Annotated in this window: 14 protein-coding genes and 3 rRNA genes; 2 read left to right on the top strand and 15 right to left on the bottom strand. The window is 66.1% G+C overall.

Annotation, left to right across the window (positions count from 1 at the left end):
- Positions 1-73 precede the first annotated feature (73 nt).
- On the top strand, positions 74-1000 hold the full coding sequence (locus tag BLT62_RS17430) for a LysR family transcriptional regulator (RefSeq protein WP_083365211.1): 927 nt from the start codon (positions 74-76) through the stop codon (positions 998-1000).
- A gap of 27 nt (positions 1001-1027) precedes the next feature.
- Here BLT62_RS17430 and BLT62_RS17435 read toward each other — a convergent pair whose 3' ends face one another.
- The 10 genes from BLT62_RS17435 to BLT62_RS17480 all read right to left on the bottom strand — a co-directional run bounded on the left by BLT62_RS17435 (position 1028) and on the right by BLT62_RS17480 (position 12968).
- Complete coding sequence (locus BLT62_RS17435; RefSeq protein ID WP_156786418.1) at positions 1028-2278, bottom strand: amidase; 1251 nt, start codon at positions 2276-2278, stop codon at positions 1028-1030.
- 84 nt (positions 2279-2362) lie between these two features.
- A complete protein-coding gene (locus tag BLT62_RS17440; protein ID WP_156786419.1) occupies positions 2363-3163 on the bottom strand; it encodes a hypothetical protein in 801 nt (266 codons plus the stop codon).
- Between the two features lie 266 nt (positions 3164-3429).
- Positions 3430-3546, bottom strand: a 5S ribosomal RNA gene (rrf, locus tag BLT62_RS17445).
- 185 nt (positions 3547-3731) lie between these two features.
- A 23S ribosomal RNA gene (locus tag BLT62_RS17450) occupies positions 3732-6849 on the bottom strand.
- A gap of 446 nt (positions 6850-7295) precedes the next feature.
- Positions 7296-8823: ribosomal RNA gene (locus BLT62_RS17455) — 16S ribosomal RNA — on the bottom strand.
- The 16S, 23S and 5S rRNA genes sit together here, the layout of an rRNA operon.
- A 568-nt stretch (positions 8824-9391) precedes the next feature.
- A complete protein-coding gene (locus BLT62_RS17460) occupies positions 9392-10240 on the bottom strand; it encodes an aldo/keto reductase (RefSeq protein WP_083365214.1) in 849 nt (282 codons plus the stop codon).
- Between the two features lie 55 nt (positions 10241-10295).
- Complete coding sequence (locus BLT62_RS17465; protein ID WP_083365215.1) at positions 10296-11048, bottom strand: ABC transporter permease; 753 nt, start codon at positions 11046-11048, stop codon at positions 10296-10298.
- Positions 11045-12013 (bottom strand): ABC transporter ATP-binding protein, encoded by a 969-nt coding sequence (locus BLT62_RS17470; RefSeq protein ID WP_083365216.1) that lies wholly within the window; start codon positions 12011-12013, stop codon positions 11045-11047. Before BLT62_RS17470 ends, BLT62_RS17465 begins: the two co-directional genes overlap by 4 nt.
- Positions 12010-12321 carry a winged helix-turn-helix domain-containing protein gene (locus tag BLT62_RS17475; protein ID WP_083365555.1) on the bottom strand — a complete coding sequence of 104 codons (312 nt, stop codon included), beginning with the start codon at positions 12319-12321 and terminating at the stop codon, positions 12010-12012. Before BLT62_RS17475 ends, BLT62_RS17470 begins: the two co-directional genes overlap by 4 nt.
- A gap of 5 nt (positions 12322-12326) precedes the next feature.
- A complete protein-coding gene (locus tag BLT62_RS17480; protein WP_083365217.1) occupies positions 12327-12968 on the bottom strand; it encodes a hypothetical protein in 642 nt (213 codons plus the stop codon).
- Positions 12969-13137: 169 nt separating this feature from the next.
- Here BLT62_RS17480 and hrpA point away from each other — a divergent pair, with 169 nt between their 5' ends.
- Positions 13138-17265: an ATP-dependent RNA helicase HrpA gene (hrpA, locus tag BLT62_RS17485; RefSeq protein ID WP_083365218.1), complete on the top strand. Its 4128-nt coding sequence runs from the start codon at positions 13138-13140 to the stop codon at positions 17263-17265.
- A gap of 151 nt (positions 17266-17416) precedes the next feature.
- Here hrpA and BLT62_RS17490 read toward each other — a convergent pair whose 3' ends face one another.
- The 5 genes from BLT62_RS17490 to BLT62_RS17815 are packed head-to-tail and all read right to left on the bottom strand — an operon-like array spanning position 17417 to position 22277.
- Positions 17417-18361 carry a carbohydrate kinase family protein gene (locus tag BLT62_RS17490; RefSeq protein WP_083365219.1) on the bottom strand — a complete coding sequence of 315 codons (945 nt, stop codon included), beginning with the start codon at positions 18359-18361 and terminating at the stop codon, positions 17417-17419.
- Positions 18358-19389, bottom strand: coding sequence for an NAD(P)-dependent alcohol dehydrogenase (locus BLT62_RS17495; RefSeq protein WP_083362209.1), 1032 nt, complete (start codon positions 19387-19389; stop codon positions 18358-18360). Before BLT62_RS17495 ends, BLT62_RS17490 begins: the two co-directional genes overlap by 4 nt.
- A gap of 32 nt (positions 19390-19421) precedes the next feature.
- On the bottom strand, positions 19422-20864 hold the full coding sequence (locus tag BLT62_RS17500) for a sulfatase family protein (RefSeq protein ID WP_083362215.1): 1443 nt from the start codon (positions 20862-20864) through the stop codon (positions 19422-19424).
- A 43-nt stretch (positions 20865-20907) separates the two neighbouring features.
- A complete protein-coding gene (locus BLT62_RS17505; RefSeq protein WP_083365220.1) occupies positions 20908-22083 on the bottom strand; it encodes an MFS transporter in 1176 nt (391 codons plus the stop codon).
- Positions 22083-22277, bottom strand: coding sequence for a hypothetical protein (locus BLT62_RS17815; RefSeq protein WP_156786420.1), 195 nt, complete (start codon positions 22275-22277; stop codon positions 22083-22085). Before BLT62_RS17815 ends, BLT62_RS17505 begins: the two co-directional genes overlap by 1 nt.
- Positions 22278-22291: the final 14 nt, after the last annotated feature.

Raw genomic sequence — 22291 nt, forward strand, 5'->3', positions numbered from 1 at the left:
GATTATGGGAAACCACCAGCAATACCCAGCGTCGGGGCTCGACACCTTGCCGCGCTGAGCATAAGGAACGCTAATGATCAATCCGATTCACCTGCGCACTCTGCTCGAGACCGTACGGCTCGGCTCCTTTGCCGCCGCCGCCAACAGGCTCGGCTACACCGCCTCCGCGGTGTCGCAGCAGATGGCGGCGCTCGAGCGTGCCGTCGGCGTTCCGCTGTTCGAGCGCTCGGGGCGCAGCGCGCATCCGACCGAGGCGGCGACGGCGATGGCACGGCATGCGGTTCGCGTCTTGGCCGACATCGACGCCCTGCTGGCGGAGGCGTCGAGCGCGCACGGCGCGACGGTGGTGGACCTCAGGCTGGCCGTGTTCCCGAGCCTGGCGCGACCGCTGCTGGCCAGGCTGCAGGAGCGGCCGGAGTGGGGGCACTCCGACGTCGATCTGCGCTTCTGGGTCGCGGACCCCTCACCGACGATCCGCGAGATCCGGGCCGGGCGGGAGTTCGACGTCGCCCTCGTCTACCAGGTGGGTGACACCGCGCTCAGCTGGCCGCAGGCGATGCGGCAGGAGTGGCTCGGCGACGACGAGTACCGGGTCGTGGTGCCCGCCGGCTGGGGGCTGCACGCGCACGAGCCGGTGACGATCCACCAACTGGCAAACCTGCCGTGGGTGGTGCATCACCCGGGCACCAGCGACGCCGCCATCATCGACCGGCTCTTCCGCGGGCACGACCTCCGCCCGCGCACCGTCGCCCACTCCGATGACTACACCGTGACCCTGCAGCTCGTCGCAGGCGGATTCGCGGCATCCTTCGTCCCGATGCTCGCCCTGCACCAACTGCCGGACGGCGTCAGCGTGCTCGACGTGCCGGAGCTCAGGCTGGCCCGCCGCGTCTTCGCGCTCACACCCACCGAGGGGGCGAGCCCGGCCACGGGGGCGTTCCTCGGCGCGGTCGGCGAGATCCTCACCGAGCTCGGGGTGACGCGCACCGACGCTCCCTGAGGCCTCCGGCCCGGCCGCGCGGCCCCGTCACACTCCGTCTGCGCGCGGAATCGTGCCCACCTCGTGTTCCCAGCCGAGCCCGACGGCGAGCACCTCGGCCTCGGTGCGGCCGACGATCTGCAGGTTCCCGATCGCCAGGGCGGGCAGGTCCAGCGCGGAGAACGGAGCAACGAGGCGGCCCAGGTCGTCGCGGTAGTCCAGCTCGTCGGCGCCGACGGGAGGCGTCGGGCAGCCGAGGGTGTCGCTGGCAAGCACGTCGACGCCCGTCATCCGGCTCAGCAGCTCCTCGCGCATCACGGCGAGTGACGCGAGCGCCGACCGGTGGGCCGCGGCCGTCACCCCGGACGCAGCGGCGAGCTTGGCCCGCACGTTCTCGCTGTACGCCGCCGCGGAACGGGGATAGGTCCCCTCGTGCGTCCTCGTCACCTCGGCGCGGAAGGCCGTCCAGAACACGTCGAGCACCCCGTCCGGCAGCGTGAAGGGGCGCAGCTCGGCACCCGCCTCCCGCAGCGGCTCGGCGGCCACGGAGCCCTCGATCACGCCGACCACGAGGCCGCGCAGCGGGCGGGCGCCGGCGAGGGCCTCCCCGCTCAGCACGGACCAGGCGAGGGCGGTGTCGCTGACGGATGCCGCCATCGGGCCGACGACGTCGAAGGAGGGCGCCAAGGGGGCGACGCCGCGCCCCGCCACGCGTCCGGTGCGCGGGCGCAGGCCCACGACGCCGCAGCAGGCGGCCGGCATCCGGATCGAGCCGGCCGTGTCGGTGCCGAGCCCGATGCGGGCGATGCCTGCCGCCACGGCCGCCGCCGTGCCGCCGCTCGAGCCCCCGGGGATCAGGTGCGGGTAGGTCGGGTTCAGCACGTCACCCCAGTGCGGGTTCTCGTTGCTGACGCCGTACGCGAACTCGTGCAGGTTGACCTTGGCCACGAGCGCGGCACCGGCGGATTCCAGCAGGGTGACGCACTCCGCGCTCTGCAGCGAGTCGAGGCCGCCGTAGAGGGCAGAGCCGCGGCTGGTCGGCAGCCCGGCGATATCGATCATGTCCTTGACGGCGAGCGTGAAGCCGGCCAGAGGCCCGTCGCCCGGCGCCGGGGCGGAGCGGGCCCGTTCGAGGGTGTCGAGGATGACGATGTTCGAGTCCCGGTGCTGCCGCATCGCCTGTTCCGACACAGCGAGGGCCAGGGAGCGGGCGTCCTCTCCCCCGGAGGCGGGAGCGGCCGAGTGCGGGTGCGCGGTGGGGAACATGTCGGCGGTGAGCATCATCACATCATGCACCACCGGCGCTCATCGGCGGGCGGCCTCGGCGCCGGCGTTGACCGGCCGGCCCGTCGATTCGCCCTGCTCACCGCGTGGACCGCGGCGTCACGGCACGGTCGAGTCGTGGGCGCGCACCGGGCGATCCTCGATGTCGAAGGTGCCGTCCGGGCGCCAGCGCACGTGGATGATGCTCGGCGCGTCCGGCATCGACGCCGTTGTCAGCAAGCTGAGGTCGAGCGGGTCCGTCAGGGCATTGGGCAGGTACGCGTCCAGCTGCAGCCCCGTCCGCTCGAGTTCCTCCACCGATCCGCAGCTGACGGCCACCCGCTCGTCCGTCGTGACGAGCACCAGGCAGGCCACGTCCTCACTCCACCGCGTCGCGTAGATCCGCGGGCCGGAGGCCCCGGGCAACGGAAGGTACACGTTGGCGATCGCGTCCGGAGCGAACACGCTGCCGAGCAGCGGCGGGAACGTCTCTTCCCGCCGGTTGGCCTGCGTGAAACGGCGCAGCGCATCGGAGTCGCGTGCGGGCGGCTCCAGGGGCGCCGGCACCGTGGGGATGGCCGCTTCCCCGACGGATCGAGTCTCCAACTCTGTGCTCACCGCTTCGGCGACGAGCGCAATGGCCGTTGCGCCGAGTGCGCCGCCGATCAGTCCGGCGGCAAGCGCACGCCGCGGGGTGCCGAGGAGCAATCCGCGGATGCCGCACGCCCCGCTTTCGCGTTCTGCCCGCAGGGGTTGGCGCTGTGCGGCGAGCAGCGCAGAGGCGCGTGCCTGCTGCCGCTCGAGTTCGCGCCTGTCGTACTCCCGCAGCGCCCACTCCGAGGCCCGCATCCGAAACGTTTCCCCCGTCTCGGCGTCGCGATAGTCCTGGACCGGCTCGGCGGCTCCCTCGCGGGAGTACACCCGTTCGAGCAGCGCCTCACGCTCCGGGGCAGCTGGGCTGGGGCGGCTGCGAGGAAGTGGATCGGTGGAGCGTGGGGCGGGGACTTTCATCGGGAGGCGAAATCAAGGGACGCCCTCACCATACGCCTGACGTCTGGCGCGCGGAACCGCTCTGCACGGCCCCCGTTAACGAGAAAAGGCCGCCCAAGTGGGCGGCCTTCCTCGTGTGGCGCGTTAACGCAAGAAAGCCACCCCGTGGGGTGGCTTCCTTGGTGTTTCTAAGTTAAGTCCGGCGGTGTCCTACTCTCCCACAGGGTCCCCCCTGCAGTACCATCGGCGCTGAGAGTCTTAGCTTCCGGGTTCGGAATGTGACCGGGCGTTTCCCTCTCGCTATGGCCGCCGAAACACTGTTGATGTATCAAAGTGAATCGAACAAGCACAAGCTCAACACCCTGTGCCCGAGGGCACAGTGCTGTTGGTTGTGTGTTCGGTTCTCGACCGTACATCGAGAACCACATAGTGGACGCAAGCTTCTCACGGACTCTCACCGTGCCGCACACACCAGCCTTACAACGGTGTGTGTGTAGTGTTTTTCAAGATATCGGCTTATTAGTACTGGTCAGCTCCACGAGTCTTTAGTCCTCGCTTCCACATCCAGCCTATCAACCCAGTCGTCTACTGGGAGCCTCTCCCCTAAAAGGGATGGAAATCTCATCTCGAGGCCGGCTTCCCGCTTAGATGCTTTCAGCGGTTATCCATTCCGAACGTAGCTAATCAGCGGTGCTCCTGGCGGAACAACTGACACACCAGAGGTTCGTCCAACCCGGTCCTCTCGTACTAGGGTCAGATCCTCTCAAATTTCCTGCGCGCGCAGCGGATAGGGACCGAACTGTCTCACGACGTTCTAAACCCAGCTCGCGTACCGCTTTAATGGGCGAACAGCCCAACCCTTGGGACCTACTCCAGCCCCAGGATGCGACGAGCCGACATCGAGGTGCCAAACCATGCCGTCGATATGGACTCTTGGGCAAGATCAGCCTGTTATCCCCGAGGTACCTTTTATCCGTTGAGCGACAGCGCTTCCACAAGCCACTGCCGGATCACTAGTCCCGACTTTCGTCCCTGCTCGACTTGTCAGTCTCACAGTCAAGCTCCCTTGTGCACTTACACTCGACACCTGATTGCCAACCAGGTTGAGGGAACCTTTGGGCGCCTCCGTTACATTTTAGGAGGCAACCGCCCCAGTTAAACTACCCACCAGGCACTGTCCCTGAACCGGATCACGGTTCGAAGTTAGATGTCCAATATGACCAGAGTGGTATTTCAACAATGACTCCACCCGAACTAGCGTCCGAGCTTCACAGTCTCCCACCTATCCTACACAAGTCACACCGAACACCAATACCAAGCTGTAGTAAAGGTCACGGGGTCTTTCCGTCCTGCTGCGCGTAACGAGCATCTTTACTCGTAGTGCAATTTCGCCGAGTTCGCGGTTGAGACAGCTGGGAAGTCGTTACGCCATTCGTGCAGGTCGGAACTTACCCGACAAGGAATTTCGCTACCTTAGGATGGTTATAGTTACCACCGCCGTTTACTGGGGCTTAAATTCTCAGCTTCGCCTTGCGGCTAACCGTTCCTCTTAACCTTCCAGCACCGGGCAGGCGTCAGTCCGTATACATCGTCTTGCGACTTAGCACGGACCTGTGTTTTTAGTAAACAGTCGCTTCCCACTGGTCTCTGCGGCCGTCAAAAGCTCCAGGAGTAAATCCCTTCACCCATCAGGCCCCCCTTCTCCCGAAGTTACGGGGGCATTTTGCCGAGTTCCTTAACCACGATTCTCTCGATCTCCTTAGTATTCTCTACCTGACCACCTGAGTCGGTTTGGGGTACGGGCACATTGAACCTCGCGTCGATGCTTTTCTTGGCAGCATAGGATCACCGATTTCGACTTACGTCTACCCATCGAGTCTCAGCCTTATATGAGAGACGGATTTGCCTATCTCTCGGCCTACATTCTTAGACCGGGTCAACCATCGCCCGGCTCGGCTACCTTCCTGCGTCACACCTGTTAATACGCTAACCGCACCAGCATAGGGTCGTGTGCTAGGCCCACACGCATCACCCCGAAGGGATCCGTCACGGGGATTCAGACACTTAGCATCACTGGATTAGCTTGGGCGGTTCTTCTGCGGTACGGGAATATCTACCCGTTGTCCATCGACTACGCCTGTCGGCCTCGCCTTAGGTCCCGACTTACCCAGGGAAGATTAGCTTGACCCTGGAAACCTTGGTCTTCCGGAGGACGGGTTTCTCACCCGTCTTTCGCTACTCATGCCTGCATTCTCACTCGTGTGGCCTCCACGGCTGGTTTACACCGCCGCTTCACTGGCCACACGACGCTCTCCTACCCATCAATACGGCTGGACCACGAAGGCCTACCAAAAATATCAATGCCACAACTTCGGTGGCGTGCTTGAGCCCCGTTACATTGTCGGCGCGGAATCACTTGACCAGTGAGCTATTACGCACTCTTTCAAGGGTGGCTGCTTCTAAGCCAACCTCCTGGTTGTCTGTGCAACTCCACATCCTTTCCCACTTAGCACGCGCTTTGGGACCTTAGTTGGTGGTCTGGGTTGTTTCCCTCTCGACAATGAAGCTTATCCCCCACTGTCTCACTGCTGCGCTCTCACTTACCGGCATTCGGAGTTTGGCTAACGTCAGTAACCTTGTAGGGCCCATCGGCTATCCAGTAGCTCTACCTCCGGCAAGAAACACGCAACGCTGCACCTAAATGCATTTCGGAGAGAACCAGCTATCACGAAGTTTGATTGGCCTTTCACCCCTATCCACAGCTCATCCCCTCAGTTTTCAACCTAAGTGGGTTCGGTCCTCCACGCGCTCTTACACGCGCTTCAACCTGGCCATGGATAGATCACTTCGCTTCGGGTCTAGGACCAGCGACTCATTCGCCCTATTAAGACTCGCTTTCGCTACGCATTCCCCTCACGGGTTAAGCTCGCCACTGATCACTAACTCGCAGGCTCATTCTTCAAAAGGCACGCTGTCACCAGAATCAGACTGGCTCCAACGGTTTGTAAGCAAACGGTTTCAGGTACTATTTCACTCCCCTCCCGGGGTACTTTTCACCTTTCCCTCACGGTACTTGTTCACTATCGGTCATGTAGGAGTATTTAGGCTTATCAGGTGGTCCTGACAGATTCACACGGGATTTCTCGGGCCCCGTGCTACTTGGGATACTCTTCGCGCCATTGGAACATTTCGACTACCGGGCTGGCACCGTCTGTGGCCAGGCTTTCAAACCTGTTCGTCTATATTCCTTTGTAACGCTTACTGTTCGGCAGAATCAGCAGAAAAGTCCCGCAACCCCGACCATGCAACGCCTGCCGGCTATCACACATGATCGGTTTAGCCTCTTCCGGGTTCGCTCGCCACTACTAACGGAATCACTGTTGTTTTCTCTTCCTGTGGGTACTGAGATGTTTCACTTCCCCACGTTCCCTCTACCCGCCCTATATATTCAGGCGGGAGTCACCGGGTCACCACAAGGGGCCCGGCGGGGTTTCCCCATTCGGAAATCCTCGGATCAGGGTTCGTTTATCAACTCCCCGAGGCTTATCGCAGATTACTACGTCCTTCTTCGGCTCTACATGCCAAGGCATTCACCGTTTGCTCTTAGAATCTTGAAATCACATGAGTTTGAATCGATCTTTCGTTCAGAAAAATTGACCAATGATTAGTCGAACAACAAGCAAAGCCTGTTGTCCTAAAAATCTTTGTGATTGACACCGAAGTGTCAATCTAAGATGCTCGCGTCCACTGTGTAGTTCTCAAAGTACGGGCGGTACTCCCCCAACACCCGCCGGCTTGCGCCTGTGCCGGTGTCGGCCGAAGTCCAGAAGGTCGTCCACGTCAAAACGTGACCCGGTCCTTCAGGACCCAACAGCGTGCTCCAACAACCCTCCACCCCCCGACTCGTTCCTTCCACCGAAGTGGCGTACTGGAACCAGGGAATCTGATGTTGTTGCAATGTCAATGTTCCACCCATGAGCGCCACCGGGAAACATGTGTTCCCGTAATGGCTGGCAGTGTCTGATCGCCCTGTATACAGAGGCGGACTGCACGTGCTCCTTAGAAAGGAGGTGATCCAGCCGCACCTTCCGGTACGGCTACCTTGTTACGACTTAGTCCTAATCACCGATCCCACCTTCGACAGCTCCCTCCCACAAGGGGTTGGGCCACCGGCTTCGGGTGTTACCGACTTTCATGACTTGACGGGCGGTGTGTACAAGGCCCGGGAACGTATTCACCGCAGCGTTGCTGATCTGCGATTACTAGCGACTCCGACTTCATGAGGTCGAGTTGCAGACCTCAATCCGAACTGAGACCGGCTTTTTGGGATTCGCTCCACCTTGCGGTATCGCAGCCCTTTGTACCGGCCATTGTAGCATGCGTGAAGCCCAAGACATAAGGGGCATGATGATTTGACGTCATCCCCACCTTCCTCCGAGTTGACCCCGGCAGTATCCCATGAGTTCCCACCATTACGTGCTGGCAACATAGGACGAGGGTTGCGCTCGTTGCGGGACTTAACCCAACATCTCACGACACGAGCTGACGACAACCATGCACCACCTGTTTACGAGTGTCCAAAGAGTTGACCATTTCTGGCCCGTTCTCGTATATGTCAAGTCTTGGTAAGGTTCTTCGCGTTGCATCGAATTAATCCGCATGCTCCGCCGCTTGTGCGGGCCCCCGTCAATTCCTTTGAGTTTTAGCCTTGCGGCCGTACTCCCCAGGCGGGGAACTTAATGCGTTAGCTGCGACACGGAGACCGTGGAATGGCCCCCACATCTAGTTCCCAACGTTTACGGCATGGACTACCAGGGTATCTAATCCTGTTCGCTCCCCATGCTTTCGCTCCTCAGCGTCAGTTACGGCCCAGAGATCTGCCTTCGCCATCGGTGTTCCTCCTGATATCTGCGCATTCCACCGCTACACCAGGAATTCCAATCTCCCCTACCGCACTCTAGTCTGCCCGTACCCACTGCAGGCTGGGGGTTGAGCCCCCAGATTTCACAGCAGACGCGACAAACCGCCTACGAGCTCTTTACGCCCAATAATTCCGGACAACGCTTGCACCCTACGTATTACCGCGGCTGCTGGCACGTAGTTAGCCGGTGCTTTTTCTGCAGGTACCGTCACTTTCGCTTCTTCCCTACTAAAAGAGGTTTACAACCCGAAGGCCGTCATCCCTCACGCGGCGTTGCTGCATCAGGCTTTCGCCCATTGTGCAATATTCCCCACTGCTGCCTCCCGTAGGAGTCTGGGCCGTGTCTCAGTCCCAGTGTGGCCGGTCACCCTCTCAGGCCGGCTACCCGTCGTCGCCTTGGTGAGCCATTACCTCACCAACTAGCTGATAGGCCGCGAGTCCATCCTTGACCGAAATTCTTTCCACCCCCAGGAGATGCCTCCGAGGGTCGTATCCGGTATTAGACGTCGTTTCCAACGCTTATCCCAGAGTCAAGGGCAGGTTACTCACGTGTTACTCACCCGTTCGCCACTAATCCACCAGGTGCAAGCACCCGGCTTCATCGTTCGACTTGCATGTGTTAAGCACGCCGCCAGCGTTCGTCCTGAGCCAGGATCAAACTCTCCGTAAATGTTTATACGACTAACCAGCAAGCTGGCGTCACATTTTGCGCTTCGACGCCACCGGAAAAAGGCGGACATCTCAGCAAGTTTGAAACTGACAGAACAAATCATTACTGACTTGCTTTGTTGTTTAAATGTTTTCCAAAGGAATCCCGATCACCGAGGTGATCCGGGTTTTTTGGCATTTGACATTGTGCACGCTGTTGAGTTCTCAAGGATCGGATGCACCCGGATTCTCCCGCTTTCTCGCGGGTGTCGCTCCGAGGCAACTTGTCTAACTTACCAGATCACCGCCCCGTGTCAAACCGAGCGAATCAGACACTCATGGCATGAAAACCAGAGCCGACTCAAACTCGAACACGAGGAGAAGAAGAGGAGAGTTATAATCTTAGGCGTGAAACCCGGGCTTCGCAAATGCGGGAACCCGAAGATTTGTGGCTAAGATCTTGTCCCGCTTGAGGCCGGCAGCTGAACCAGCTGGCCGCACCTGTGGGGTGACAAGAGACAACAATACGTGCGCCCCCGACACCGCGCAAAGCGGCGCCACCACCGGGCGTGTCGGGCTGTGGCGTCGCTCTAGTTGACGTCGTCGGGGCTGGCCGAGACTCGGCCCTCGCGCTCCAGCCCAGTGATCGCCCGCTGCTCGGCATCCGTCAGCTCGAAGTCGAAGACATCGAAGTTCTCGGCCATGCGCGCGCGCCGGGTGGACTTGGGGAAGACGATGTTGCCTTGCTGCAGGTGCCAGCGGATGACGACCTGGGCGGGCGTCTTGTCGTGCGCCTCGGCGGGCGCCGTCACCTCAGGCAGCTCGAAGAGGTTGTACTTGCCCTGGCCGAGCGGCCCCCACGCCTCGAGCTTGATGCCGTTGGCCGCGCTGAGCGCGGCGGTCGCCGGCTGCTGGTGCGCCGGGTGCAGTTCGATCTGGTTGACGGCCGGAACGACATCCGTCTCGGCGAGCAGGCGTGTCAGGTAGGCAACGGTGAAGTTGGAGACTCCGATGGAGCGGGCGCGGCCGGTCTCGCGGATCTTCTCGAGCGCCTTCCACGCCTCGACGAAGCGGTCGTTCGCCGGGGCGGGCCAGTGGATCAGGTAGAGGTCGACCTCATCGAGGCCGAGCTGCTCGAGGCTGCGTTCGAAGGCGTCGAAGGCGGACTGGGTGCCCTGGTCGTCGTTCCACAGCTTGGTGGTGATGAAGAGGTCGTCGCGGGCGATGCCCGAATCGGCGATGGCCCGGCCGACGCCGGCCTCGTTGCCGTAGATGCGGGCCGTGTCGATGTGCCGGTATCCGACCTCGAGGGCGTCAGTGACGATGCGCTCGGTCTCGGCCGGCTCCACCTTGAAGACGCCGAACCCCAGCTGCGGGATCGTGTGGCCGTCGTTCAGGGTGATCGTGGGGACTGCGCTCGTGCCGGCTTCGTTGCTCATGGATCCATTCCATCATGGATGCCGCCACCGTGACGTTGAGTGGCAGCGGCGACGCTCAGTGGTAGCGGCGGCCCTCGTCGCGGCGGAAGAGGAGCAGTGCGGCGGCGAAGCCGACCACGGTCCAGGCGAGGATGCCGACCCACACCCACCATTCCAGCTGCCCGCCCTGCACCGCCCAGATCACGAGCTCGCGGGCCTGCCGGGACGGCATGAACTTGGAGAGCGTGTTGAGCCAGTCGGCGAACAGCATCGGCGGCAGGAACAGCCCGCCGGCGAACGCCATGCCGAACATGACGATCTGCACGACGGCGATCGCGGCCTTGGACGGCATCGAATAGCCGATGCAGATGCCGATGAGCATGAACGGCAGCGAGGAGACCGCCAGCGCGACGAAGCCGGCCAGCACACGCAGCGGCGAGGCCTCTGCGGCGGTGAACAGCCCGCCGACAACGATGACGGGGATGATCGCCGCCAGGCCGAGTGTGCCGGTGGCGAAGATCTGCGCCAGCACGCGGGCGATGCCGGGCGCCGGCAGGGTGCGCAGGTACGGGTCCCACGGCTTCTCCCTGTTCTCGGAGATGGTCAGCCCGAAGCTGAACAGCGCGTTCGACATCACCGCGAACACCGCGAGCGAGATCACGGCCTGGGTCGCGTACAGCGCGTTGCCGGCGACGACCTGCTGAGGCACGACGAAGAACAGCAGGGCGAGTGTCGGGAACGCGAGCGCGCTGATGATCGCGATCGGCACGCGGGCGGTCTCGATCAGGTTGTACTTGGTGTGCAGCACGGTGAGGGACAGGGTGCTCATCGCGAGACCTCCGTTGCGTAGGGTGCGGATGCCGCAGCGGCCTCGGCGGACGCCGCCCGGTTGGAGTGCGCCCGCCCGGAGTCGGTGAGCGTGAGGAAGGCCTCCTCGAGCGTCGCCCCGCGCACGGCGAGATCGGCGAAGGGGAGGCCGGAGCGCACCAGCTCGCGGATCAGCTGGTCGCAGTCGGCCGCGTAGAGCACGACGCCCGCGGCATCCGCGCCCTCGCCCTCGGCCTCGGCGCGCGCAACGCCGGGGAGCGCGCTGACCGCGGCGACCTCGGGGGTGCGCAAGCGAATCTGCCGCACGCCGACCTGGCCGACGATGGCCTGCAGGCTGTCGTCGGCGATGACCCGCCCGCCCTCCATGACGACGACGCGCTCGGCGAGCGCCTCGATCTCCTCGAGGTAGTGACTGGTGACGACGACGGTGGCGCCCGCCTCGTGCTGGCGGCGCACCGCCGCCCAGAGCGCGTGCCGGCCGTCGATGTCGAGCCCGGTGGTCGGCTCGTCGAGCAGCACGAGCTTAGGGCGGCCGACGAAGGCGAGCGCGACGCTGAGCCGGCGCTTCTGGCCGCCGGAGAGCGCGCCGGTCTGCCGGCCCAGCAGGGAGGTGAGGCCGAACTCCTCGGCGAGCGCCTCGGTGGGCTGGCGGTCCTCGAAGTGCCTGCCGACGAAGTCGATCACCTCGCCGACCTTGAGCGTCGGCGGCAGCGCCGTCTCCTGCGGCGTGCTGCCGAGGCTCTGCCGGGAGCGCACGTCCTGCGGCGAGCGGCCGAGCAGGGTCACCGTTCCGGATGTCGGCCGGCGCAGCCCGTTGATGAGCGAGATCAGGCTGGTCTTGCCGGCCCCGTTCGGGCCGAGCAGGCCGACCATGCTGCCGGCCTCGATGGTGAGGGTGACGTCGTCGACGGCGACGACGTCGCCGAAGCGGCGGGTCACGCGGTGGAGCTGGGCGAGGGTGCTCATGCTGTTCCTCCCAAGAGTTGCCTGAGTGCGTCGGTGTAATCCTCGAAGGCGCGGCGGCCGGCCTTCGTGAGGGCGATGTAGGTGACGGGGGTTCGCCCCTGGTGCTCTTTGTCGACGAGGACGTACTCGGCGTCCTCGAGCTTGCGCAGGTGGGTCGAGAGGTTGCCCGGCGTCATGTCGAGCAGCTCCTGCAGCCGGGGGAACGTGATGCGGTCCCCGACCGGGAGCGTGGCGAGCGTCGCGGTGATCTTCAGGCGGGCCGCGGCGTGGATGACCGGGTCGAGCTCGCCCTGCTGGGTGGGTGACATGCCGGTCACCGCCCCTGGCGCAGTCGCACCGCGAAGATGATGGCGGCGATGAGCAGCGCGCCGCCGCCGAAGACGGCCATCACGATGTTGTTGGTGGGCGCACCGAAGAACGGGGCGATGGCGCCGACGACGAGCATGATGATGCCGAGCACCAGCATGCTCACCTGGCGCCAGAGTGCGGCGCCGGCCAGGTAGAGAGTGCCGCACATCAGGGCGAAGCCGGAGGGAAAGTAGATGCTGGCCAGCTCGGAGGAGAGTCCGTTGGCTATGAGGCCCATGCCGAGCGCCGCGAAGGCCATGCCGCAGAGAGACCAAGACACCCCGTAGACAGCGCCGGCGAAGGTGGAGACGCCCTTGACCCCGCGGCCGAGGCGGATGCCGATGATGATCGACGCGACGACTGCCCCGGCGATCAGGATGCCGAAGATGGGTGCGGCCACGGACATCGGAATGCTGAACCAGGGGTTGCCGCCCTCGTAGGCCGACCAGAGCAGCGTGAAGCCGACGAGCCACGCGACGCCCCAGAGGCCGAGCATCCAGGGGATCGGCCGCAGCATCATCCGGTCGACCCGGAGCTGCTGCGCCGCGATCACGGCCAGCATCTCGGCGGCGTCGTCGGTGCGCTGGGGCTCGGTGTTGTAGGTCATGTGTACTTTGTAATGCAAAGTGCTTTGCCTTGTCAATGGCTTTGCGCAACTCTTTCGCCCTGCGCCACTTCGTCGCCCTCTGCGCCACTTCAAGTGGCGCAGAGGGCAACGAAATGGCGCTGGCCGCCGATGCCGGGCGAGCAAGGTGACCGCGTACGATTGAGGGCTGATGACTGACACCGCGATCCCCGAGATTACGTACCCGCCCGAGCTGCCGGTGAGTGCGATGCGCGACGAGATCGCCGACGCCATCCGCGACAACCAGGTTGTGATCGTGGCCGGCGCGACCGGTTCCGGCAAGACGACGCAGATCCCCAAGATCTGCCTCGAGCTCGGCCGCACCAGCATCGGCCACACCCAGCCGCGCCGGCTGGCCGCCCGCACCATTGCGGAGCGCATCGCCGAGGAGCTCGGCCAGGAGGTCGGCGGGCTCGTCGGCTACCAGGTGCGCTTCACCGACAAGGCCACGGCGAGCACCCGCGTGAAGCTGATGACCGACGGCATCCTGCTCAACGAGATGCACCGCGACCGCCTGCTGCGCCGTTACGACACGATCATCATCGACGAGGCGCACGAGCGCAGCCTCAACATCGACTTCCTGCTCGGCTACCTCAAGGAGCTGTTGCCCAAGCGGCCAGACCTCAAGGTGATCGTCACCTCGGCAACTATCGACCCGGAGAGCTTCGCCAAGCACTTCGCGGATGCCGACGGCACCCCGGCGAAGATCATCGAGGTCTCCGGTCGCACCTACCCGGTCGAGATCCGCTACCGGCCCCTGGTGGCCGAGGAATCGCTGGATGAGGACGACGAGGAGCAGACCGGCGCGGCCAACCCCGCCGACGACAAGGACTACCTGCAGGGGATCCTCGAGGCCCTCGACGAGCTGAACCGTGAGTCCAGCGGCGACGTGCTCGTGTTCCTCTCCGGTGAGAACGAGATCCGGGATGCCGAGGAGGCCGTGCGCGGTCACTACGGGGCCTCGGCAGGCGGTCGCGCCGGCGTCACCGAGGTGCTCCCCCTCTATGGCCGGCTCTCCGCCGCCGACCAGCACCGGGTGTTCCAGCCCTCGACGGTCGCCGGTGTGCGCCGTCGCGTGGTCCTCGCCACCAACGTGGCAGAGACCAGCCTCACCGTGCCCGGCATCAAGTATGTGATCGACGCGGGCACCGCCCGCATCAGCCGGTACAGCGTGCGCTCCAAGGTGCAGCGGCTGCCCATCGAGGCCATCTCGCAGGCCAGCGCCAACCAGCGCTCCGGCCGTTCCGGCCGCACCAGCAACGGCATCGCCATCCGGCTGTACTCGGAGGAGGACTTCAACCGCCGCCCCGAGTTCACCGAGCCGGAGGTGCTGCGCACCAACCTGGCCGCCGTCATCCTGCAGATGATCGCGCTCGACCTCGGCGACATCGCCAAGTTCCCCTTCCTGACTCCGCCGGATTCCCGCGGCGTGAAGGACGGCCTCGACCTGCTTACTGAACTTGGCGCGATTCGCGCGGGCAAGACGGCCGCGGCATCCGCCGCCCCCAGGCTCACCCGCATCGGCCAGCAGCTGGCCAAGCTGCCCATCGACCCGCGCTTCGGCCGCATGGTGATTGAGTCGAAGACGCAGAACGTCAGCCGCGACGTGCTGGCGATCGTGGCCGGCCTCACCATCCAGGATCCGCGCGAGCGCCCGCTCGAGCGCCGCCAGCAGGCCGACGAGAAGCATGCGCGCTTCGCCGACCCGACGAGCGACTTCCTCAGTCTGCTGAACCTCTGGAACTACCTCGAGAAGCAACAGCGCGAGCTCGGCTCCAGCGCGTTCCGCCGGCTGTGCAAGGCCGAGCACCTCAACTACCTGCGTGTGCGCGAGTGGAACGACGTCTACCGGCAGCTCCGCCAGCTGGCCAAGCCGCTGGGGCTGACGGTGCATGAGACCTCCCGCGATGGCGAGGCGAGTGCGCCGAACCCCGACGGCATCCACCGCGCCCTGCTCAGCGGCCTGCTCAGCCACATCGGCTTGAAGGACCAGGCGCAGGCGGCGAAGGCGAGCGGCCCGCGCGGATCGAAGGAGGCGGCGGGCGCCCGCCGCGGCAAGGGCGAGTACATCGGCGCCCGGCAGGCCCGGTTCACGCTGTTCCCCGGCTCGGCCCTGGCGAAGAAGCAGCCGGATGCCGTGATGAGCGCCGAGCTGGTCGAGACCAGCCGCCTGTTCGCCCGCACCAACGCCGCCATCGACCCGGCCTGGGCCGAGCCGCTGGCCGGCGACCTCTGCAAGCGCAGCTACTCCGAGCCGCACTGGTCCAAGAGCCAGGGCTCGGTCATCGCCTACGAGAAGGTGACGCTGTACGGCGTGCCGATCGTGCCGAAGCGCCGGGTGCAGTTCGGCAACATCGACCCGCACTACGCGCGCGAGCTGTTCATCCGGCATGCGCTCGTCGAGGGCGAGTGGGACGTCTCGCGGCTGAACGCCGGCCTGACGGCCTTCGACCGCGCCAACAAGCGGCTGCGCGCCGAGCTCGAGCAGCTCGAGGAGCGCACCCGGCGCCGCGACATCCTGGTCGACGACGAGGCCGTCTTCGAGTTCTACAACCGGCGGATCCCGCCCGAGGTGGCCTCGACCCGCAGCTTCGAGACCTGGTGGCGCACCGCGCACAAGGAGACGCCGGAACTGCTGACCATGACGGCCGAGGCCCTCGTGCCCGAGGACGTCAGCAGCGAGGCCGACAGTACGCTGTTCCCGCCGAGCTGGCGCCAGGACGACCAGGTCTTCACGCTGCGCTACAAGTTCGAGCCGGGCGCGGTCGACGACGGCGTGAGCGTCGTCGTGCCGCTGACCCTGCTGGCCCGGCTGCGGCCGGAGGGCTTCGACTGGCAGGTGGACGGCCTGCGCGGCGAGCTCATCACCGCGCTGCTGAAGAGCCTGCCCAAGGTGATCCGGCGCAACGTCGTCCCGGCGGCCGACTGGGCGGCCAAGATCGCCGCCGAGCTGCCGGAGCGCCCGGAGGGCGGCGCGGCCGGCTCGCGCAGCACCGCCCCCGTCACCGTGACGCCGTTCACCGAGGCCATCGCCGCCGTGATCAAGAAGCTCGTCCACATCCCCGTCACCGGCGCAGACTTCGACCTGGACCGGGTGCCGCCGCACCTGCGGGTCACCTTCCGCGTCGTCGACGGGAAGGGCCGCGAGATCGACAGCGACAAGGACCTGCGCGCACTGCAGGGCCGGCTCAGCGAGCGGGCCCGCGACGCCGTGGCGAGCAGCTTCGCCGACCCGGATGCCGGCGGCCGTGGCCGACGCGGCGGGCGGCCGGGCTCCGACGACCCCCAGACCGGCGACTTCAGCGTGCAGCCGCGCGGCGGGCGCCCTGGTCGGCCCGGCGGCCCCGGAGCCCCGGCGGCCTCCGCGTTCGTCGAGCGCAGCGGCCTCACAACCTTCCCCACCGGGCTGCCGAGCATTCCGGGCAACGGACCGGACCAGCAGGGCACCGAGATCCCCCGCTTCGTCGACCTGCAGCAGGGCGGCAACACGATCCGCGCCTACCCGGCGCTGGTCGACGAGGGCCAGAGCGTCGCGCTGCGACTGCTGACGACCGCAGAGGAGCAGGCGCGGGCGATGCCCGGCGGCATCCGGCGCCTGCTTCTGCTGGCCGTGCCGTCGCCGTCGAGCTACGTGCAGAAGCACCTGACCGGCAACGAGAAGCTCACGCTGGCGGCCAGCCCGTACCGCACCACCCAGGCGCTCTTCGATGACTGCCTGGCCGCCTGCGTCGACGATGTGCTGTTCCGGGTGAAGCCGGACGGGCTCGTGTTCAGCAAGGCCGAGTTCGAGACGGTGCGCGACCGGGTGTCGTCCGTGGTGATGGACACCATGTTCGAGACGGTGAAGATGGTGACCAGCGCCCTCACCGCTGCACGCAAGGCCGACAAGGCACTCAAGGCGGCGAGCAGCATCACGATCATGTCGGCGCTGGCGGATGCCCGGCAGCAGCTGGATGGGCTGGTCTACCCCGGCTTCGTCTCGCAGACCGGGCTGGAGCGGCTGCGGCACCTGCCGCGCTACCTCGGCGGCATCAGCGTGCGCGTTGAGAAGCTCGTGGCGAACCCGGGTCGCGACCGGGTCGGGCTCACCGAGATCGAGGCCGCGCAGACCGCGTTCCGCAATGCCGGCGGCACGATCCCGCTGGCGCCGCACGCGCCGGCGAACCTCGTGAAGGCCCGCTGGATGTTGGAGGAGTTGCGCATCAGCCTGTTCGCGCAGGAGCTGCGCACCGCGGAGAGCGTCTCCCTGCAGCGCATCAACAAGGTGCTCGCGGGATAACTGCGACCCGGGCCGGTTGGTTTCGGTCGCTGGCGCCTCCTCGAGCCAACGGGAGTGCGGCCCGCCGGTGGAAACGCAGACACGCCGTGCCCCGGGCGGGGGCACGGCGTGTCACACGGAGGCTCCGGCTGGGCGCTCAAGCGCCGGCGCGTCAGAGCAGGCGGGCGACCTCTGTGCGGGTGGGCGGGTTGGCCCCGGCCCGCGAGCAGGTGATCGCCGCGGCCGCGCTCGCGTAGCGCAGCACCGAGCGCAGCGTCTCCTCGTCGAGGCGGCCGCGCCGCTCCGGCCCGATGGCCGCCGCGTCGTCGATCGCGGCGACGAGCGCCGCCATGTACGAGTCGCCGGCCCCGACGGTGTCGACCAGGCCGAGGCTGCGCACGGCATCCACCACGATGGCCTCGGCGCCGCCCGGCGTCAGCGCGACGGATCCGTCGCCGCCCCGGGTCACGACCACGAGTTCCGGCCCCATCTCGGCCCACCGCCGTGCCGACTCCACCGGGCTCTGCCCGGGGTAGAGCCAGCCGAGGTCCTCCTCGCTGGCCTTCACGATGTCGCTGCTCCGCACGAAGCGCTCGGCCGCGACGCGCGCCTCGGCCGGCGTGATGCCGAGCAGGGGGCGGCAGTTCGGGTCGAAGCTCACGCTGGCGCTCGCGCGCAGGCCCTGCGCCCACGCGAAGACCGCGTCGGCGCCCGGCGCCAGCACGGCACCGAGCGAACCGACGTGCACGTGCTGCACGGGGGCGTCGAGCGCAACCCCGCCCGGTTCCACGGCCCAGTTGACGGCGAACTCGTAGCTCGCATCGCCCGTCGCGCTGACCTGGGCGATCGCGGTGCTCGTCGCCGCTCCCTGCACATCGGCGTTGTGCAGGGTCACGCCGTTCTCGGCCAGGTAGCCGCGGATGCGCTCGCCGTGCTCGTCGTCACCGACGGCGCTGATGAGGGCACTGGGGACGCCCAGCCGCGCCAGGCCGACGGCGATGTTGAGCGGCCCGCCACCCGTGTGCTCCTCGACGCCGCCCGCGCGGTGGATCACATCGATGAGCGCCTCGCCGACGACGGCGACGGACGTCGCCGTCGCGGCTGCGCCGGCGCTCATGATGCGGGCGTCACGATCGTCTTCATGCTGGCGCCGTCCCTCGATGCGGTCAGCGCCGCCTCGACCTCGTCGAGGCCGAAGCTGCCGGTGACGAGGGCGTCGAGGTTGACGCTGCCGTTGGCCAGCAGTGCGATCGCCGTCGGCCAGGTGTTCGCGTAGCGGAACACGCCCGTCACCCAGAGCTCGTTGTTCTGGATCAGGTTGACCGGCATCTCGAGGCTGTCGGCGCCGAGGCCGACGAGGATCACGCGGCCGGCCGGGCGCACGGCGGGGATACCGGCCCGGATGGCCGGTGCGGCTCCGGAGGCGTCGATGAAGGCGTCAACCGCGAGGTGCTCCAGCGGGGCCCCCGCGAGGTGGGCATGGGTGGCCCCGTGTTGCAGCGCGAACGCCAGGCGCGGCTCGGAGACATCGCTGATGTGCACCTCGACCGCGCCGAATGCGCGGGCGACCTGCGCGGTGATGACGCCGATCGGGCCGGCCCCGGCGATGAGCACCCGCGAGCCCGCGGTGACCTCGGCTTTGTGGCAGGCGGCGATTCCGACGGAGAGCGGCTCGACCAGCGCCGCGGAGGCGTCGCTGATCGAGTCGGGCACGTCGTGCGCGAAATCCTGCTCGATGAGCACGTACTCGGCGAATGCGCCGTCGATCGGCGGCGTTGCGAAGAACTCCATGGCGGCGCAGAGGTTGTAGCGGCCCGCCTTGCACTGCTCGCAGGCGCGGCACGGCTTCTGCGGCTCGATCGACACCCGGGATCCGATGCGTGCCGCATCCACCCCGCTGCCGACGGCCACGATCGTTCCCGAGGCCTCATGGCCGAGCACGAGCGGGGCGGTGACCACGAAGGGCCCGATCCGTCCGTGCTCGTAGTAGTGGGTGTCGCTGCCGCACACGCCAACGGCGGCGACGCGCACGAGCACCTCGCTGGCGCCGGGCGTCGGCACGGGGCGTTCGGTCAGGCGCACGCTGTGCGCGGCGTCCAGCTGCGAGACGCGCATCGTCTCTGGCAGCACGGGTGTGGTGGTCATCTCGTCTCCTCTGGTGGTGCTGGGGCGGCCGGCTAGCGCCATTCCTTGCCCCACGTTGCAGTGTGCATCGAGCTGGTGGCGCGCCAGTGCGAGATCGCCTTCTCCAGGCGGGTGCGCACCTCGGCGTGCTCCGGCTCGCTCCACAGGTTGGTCTCCTCGTGCGGGTCGGCGGCGAGGTCGAAGAGCTGGCCCTCGTCGTAGTCGATGAACTCGACGAGCTTGAACTGCTCGTCGCGCACCATCGTCATGAGCGCCGTCTCGGTGAGGATGAAGTCGCGGGCGTGCTCGGAGAACACGTAGCGGCGCCCGCTCCACTCCTCGCCGCGCAGCGCGGGCAGCAGCGACTCGGCTTCCATCCAGACCGGCGGGGTGATGCCGGCCAGCTCCAGCAGCGTCGGCGCGACATCCATCAGCGACACCAGGCCGCTCAGCTGCTGGTCGCCCTTCACCCGGCCGGGGCCCCAGATGATGCCGGGCACGTGCACGCTCGGCTCGTACATCGTCCACTTCTGGGAGTGGCCGTGGTCGTTCAGGGCGTCACCGTGGTCGGAGGTGAAGACCACGATGGTGTTCTCGAGCACGCCGCGCTCGTCGAGGGCATCGAGGATGCCGCCGACCTGCTCGTCGATCAGCGAGACGTTGGCGAAGTAGTGCCGGCGCTGGCGCTCGAGCTGCTCGGCCGTGGGGTTCTCCAGCTGCACGATCGCGTCGTGGTCGTTGGCCTGGTGGTGCTTGCGCAACTCCTTGAGCGGCGTGGGCTGCGAGTCCAAGTCGGCCTGGGTGCGCTTGGCCTCCGGCATCGCCCGGCCCAGGTACGGCTCGAGGTGCTTCGCGGTGGGGTCGTAGGGCGGGTGTGGCCCGGGGAACCCGATCTGCAGGAAGAACGGCGCGTTCTTGTCCGGGTAGGTGTCCAGCCAGTGCCGGGCCAGGTTGCCGACGAAGTTGTCGGCGTGCAGGTCGTCCGGCAGCTCCCACTCGAATGCGCCGAGGCGCTCCGAGTAGTCCTCCCGCGTGCGGTACGTCACGCGGGAGGGCTTCTCGTGGCCCCGGATCCAGATGGCCTTGTCCCACTGGTCGAGGAAGTACGGCAGATTCGGGTGTGCACGGTCCTTGTTCTCGATGACGTGCCGCTCGTGGAATCCGACCGACGCCTCATACGGGTAGGTGTGCATCTTGCCCACGCTGGTGCAGCGGTACCCCTCCGCCGCCAACAGCTCCACCCAGGAGTGCGACCACTTGTCGTCATTCCGCAAGACACCGGAACTGTGCGGGTACAGCCCCGTGAACAGGCTCGCCCGCGACGGTGCGCAGGAGGGCGAGGCCACGTAGGTGTTGGTGAATGCGGTGCCCTCGCGCACGAGGCGGTCGAGGTGCGGCGTGTCGACGTGGTCGTGGCCGAGGGCCGCGATCGAGTCGAAGCGCTGCTGATCGGTCATGATGAGCACGATGTTGGGGCGCGCGTCGTTGGTGGTCATGGGTATCTGCCTGCCTTCCGCTGGCTTGTCGCTCTGCCGCTGCCTAGCGGGCTGCGCGCGCGAGCTTGCGCGCGCTGTTGTTCGTGACGATGGCCGAGGTGTCGCTGAGGTCGAGCTTGGAGTTCTCGGATGCCAGCAGCACACAGATCGCGCTGATCACACAGGCGGCGATCAGGTAGATCACGGCGGGCCAGTACGAGCCGAGGAAGACCGAGGTCAGCGCGACGGCGATCGCGGGGGTCGGGGCGCCACCGATCAGGGCGGAGCTCTGGTAGACGACGCCGAGGCCGGTGTAGCGCATGCGGGTGCCGAACATCTCGGCGAAGAATGCTCCCTGGATGGAGAACATCATGCCGGTTCCGACCGCGTGCAGGGCCACGATGATCAACCAGGTGCTGAGCGGCTGGTTGAGTTGGAGGATCGGGAAGTAGAACAGCGCTCCGACGCCGCAGATGGCGATGCCGGCCAGGTAGATCGGGCGACGACCGATGCGGTCGGACCAGCTGCCGAAGAACGGCAGCAGCACCATCTGCACGCCGGCCGAGATCGTGAAGCCGACCAGGATCAGGGTGCTCGGCAGGCCGAGGTAGGTGGTCGTGAAGGAGATCGCGAAGACGTTGATGATGTTGTAGGTCACGGCGTCGGCCATGCGGGCGCCGATGCCGAGGAGCAGGTTCTTCCAGCCCTCGCGGATCAGCGCGAAGAACGGAACAGAACGCACCTCGTCCTTGTCGGCCTCGAAGGCCGGCGTCTCCGGCAGCGAACGACGGATGACGAAGGCGAGCAGGACGAAGACACCGCTGAGCAGGAACGGCACGCGCCAGCCCCACGAGAAGAAGTCGTCCTCGGGGAGCAGCTGCATCAGGCTGAAGATACCCGTCGAGACCAGGAGTCCGGCCGGGGTACCCATCTGGTGGAAGCTGCCCATGAGGCCGCGCTTGCCCGTTGGTGCGTTCTCGAGGGCAACGAGCGAGCCGCCGCCGAACTCACCGCCGATGCCGAAGCCCTGCAGCAGGCGTGCGAGCAGAAGCAGCACGACCGACAACACACCGAGCTGCTCGTAACCGGGCAGCAGGCCAATGACGAAGGTGCAGATACCGATGATCAGCACCGTCATGATCAGCATCTTCTTGCGGCCAAGCTTGTCGCCGAAGTGGCCGAACACGATGGCGCCGAGCGGGCGCATCAGGAAGCCGGCGGCGAAGCTGCCGAACGACATCAGCAGTGCAACGGTCGGGTCTGACTCGGGAAGAAGATGCGGGGGAACACGAGCGCGGCAGCGATGCCGTACAGGTAGAAGTCGTACCACTCGATGAATGCGCCGGCGAATGCTGCGGCGACGGCCTTCTTGGGCGAGGCGGGGGTGGCGACCGCAGGTGCAGCTGCGGTTGCCACGGACGTGGGGGAAGTCATGGGGGCCCTTCTTT

Source organism: Microterricola viridarii (genome assembly GCF_900104895.1).
Lineage (GTDB): Bacteria > Actinomycetota > Actinomycetes > Actinomycetales > Microbacteriaceae > Microterricola > Microterricola viridarii.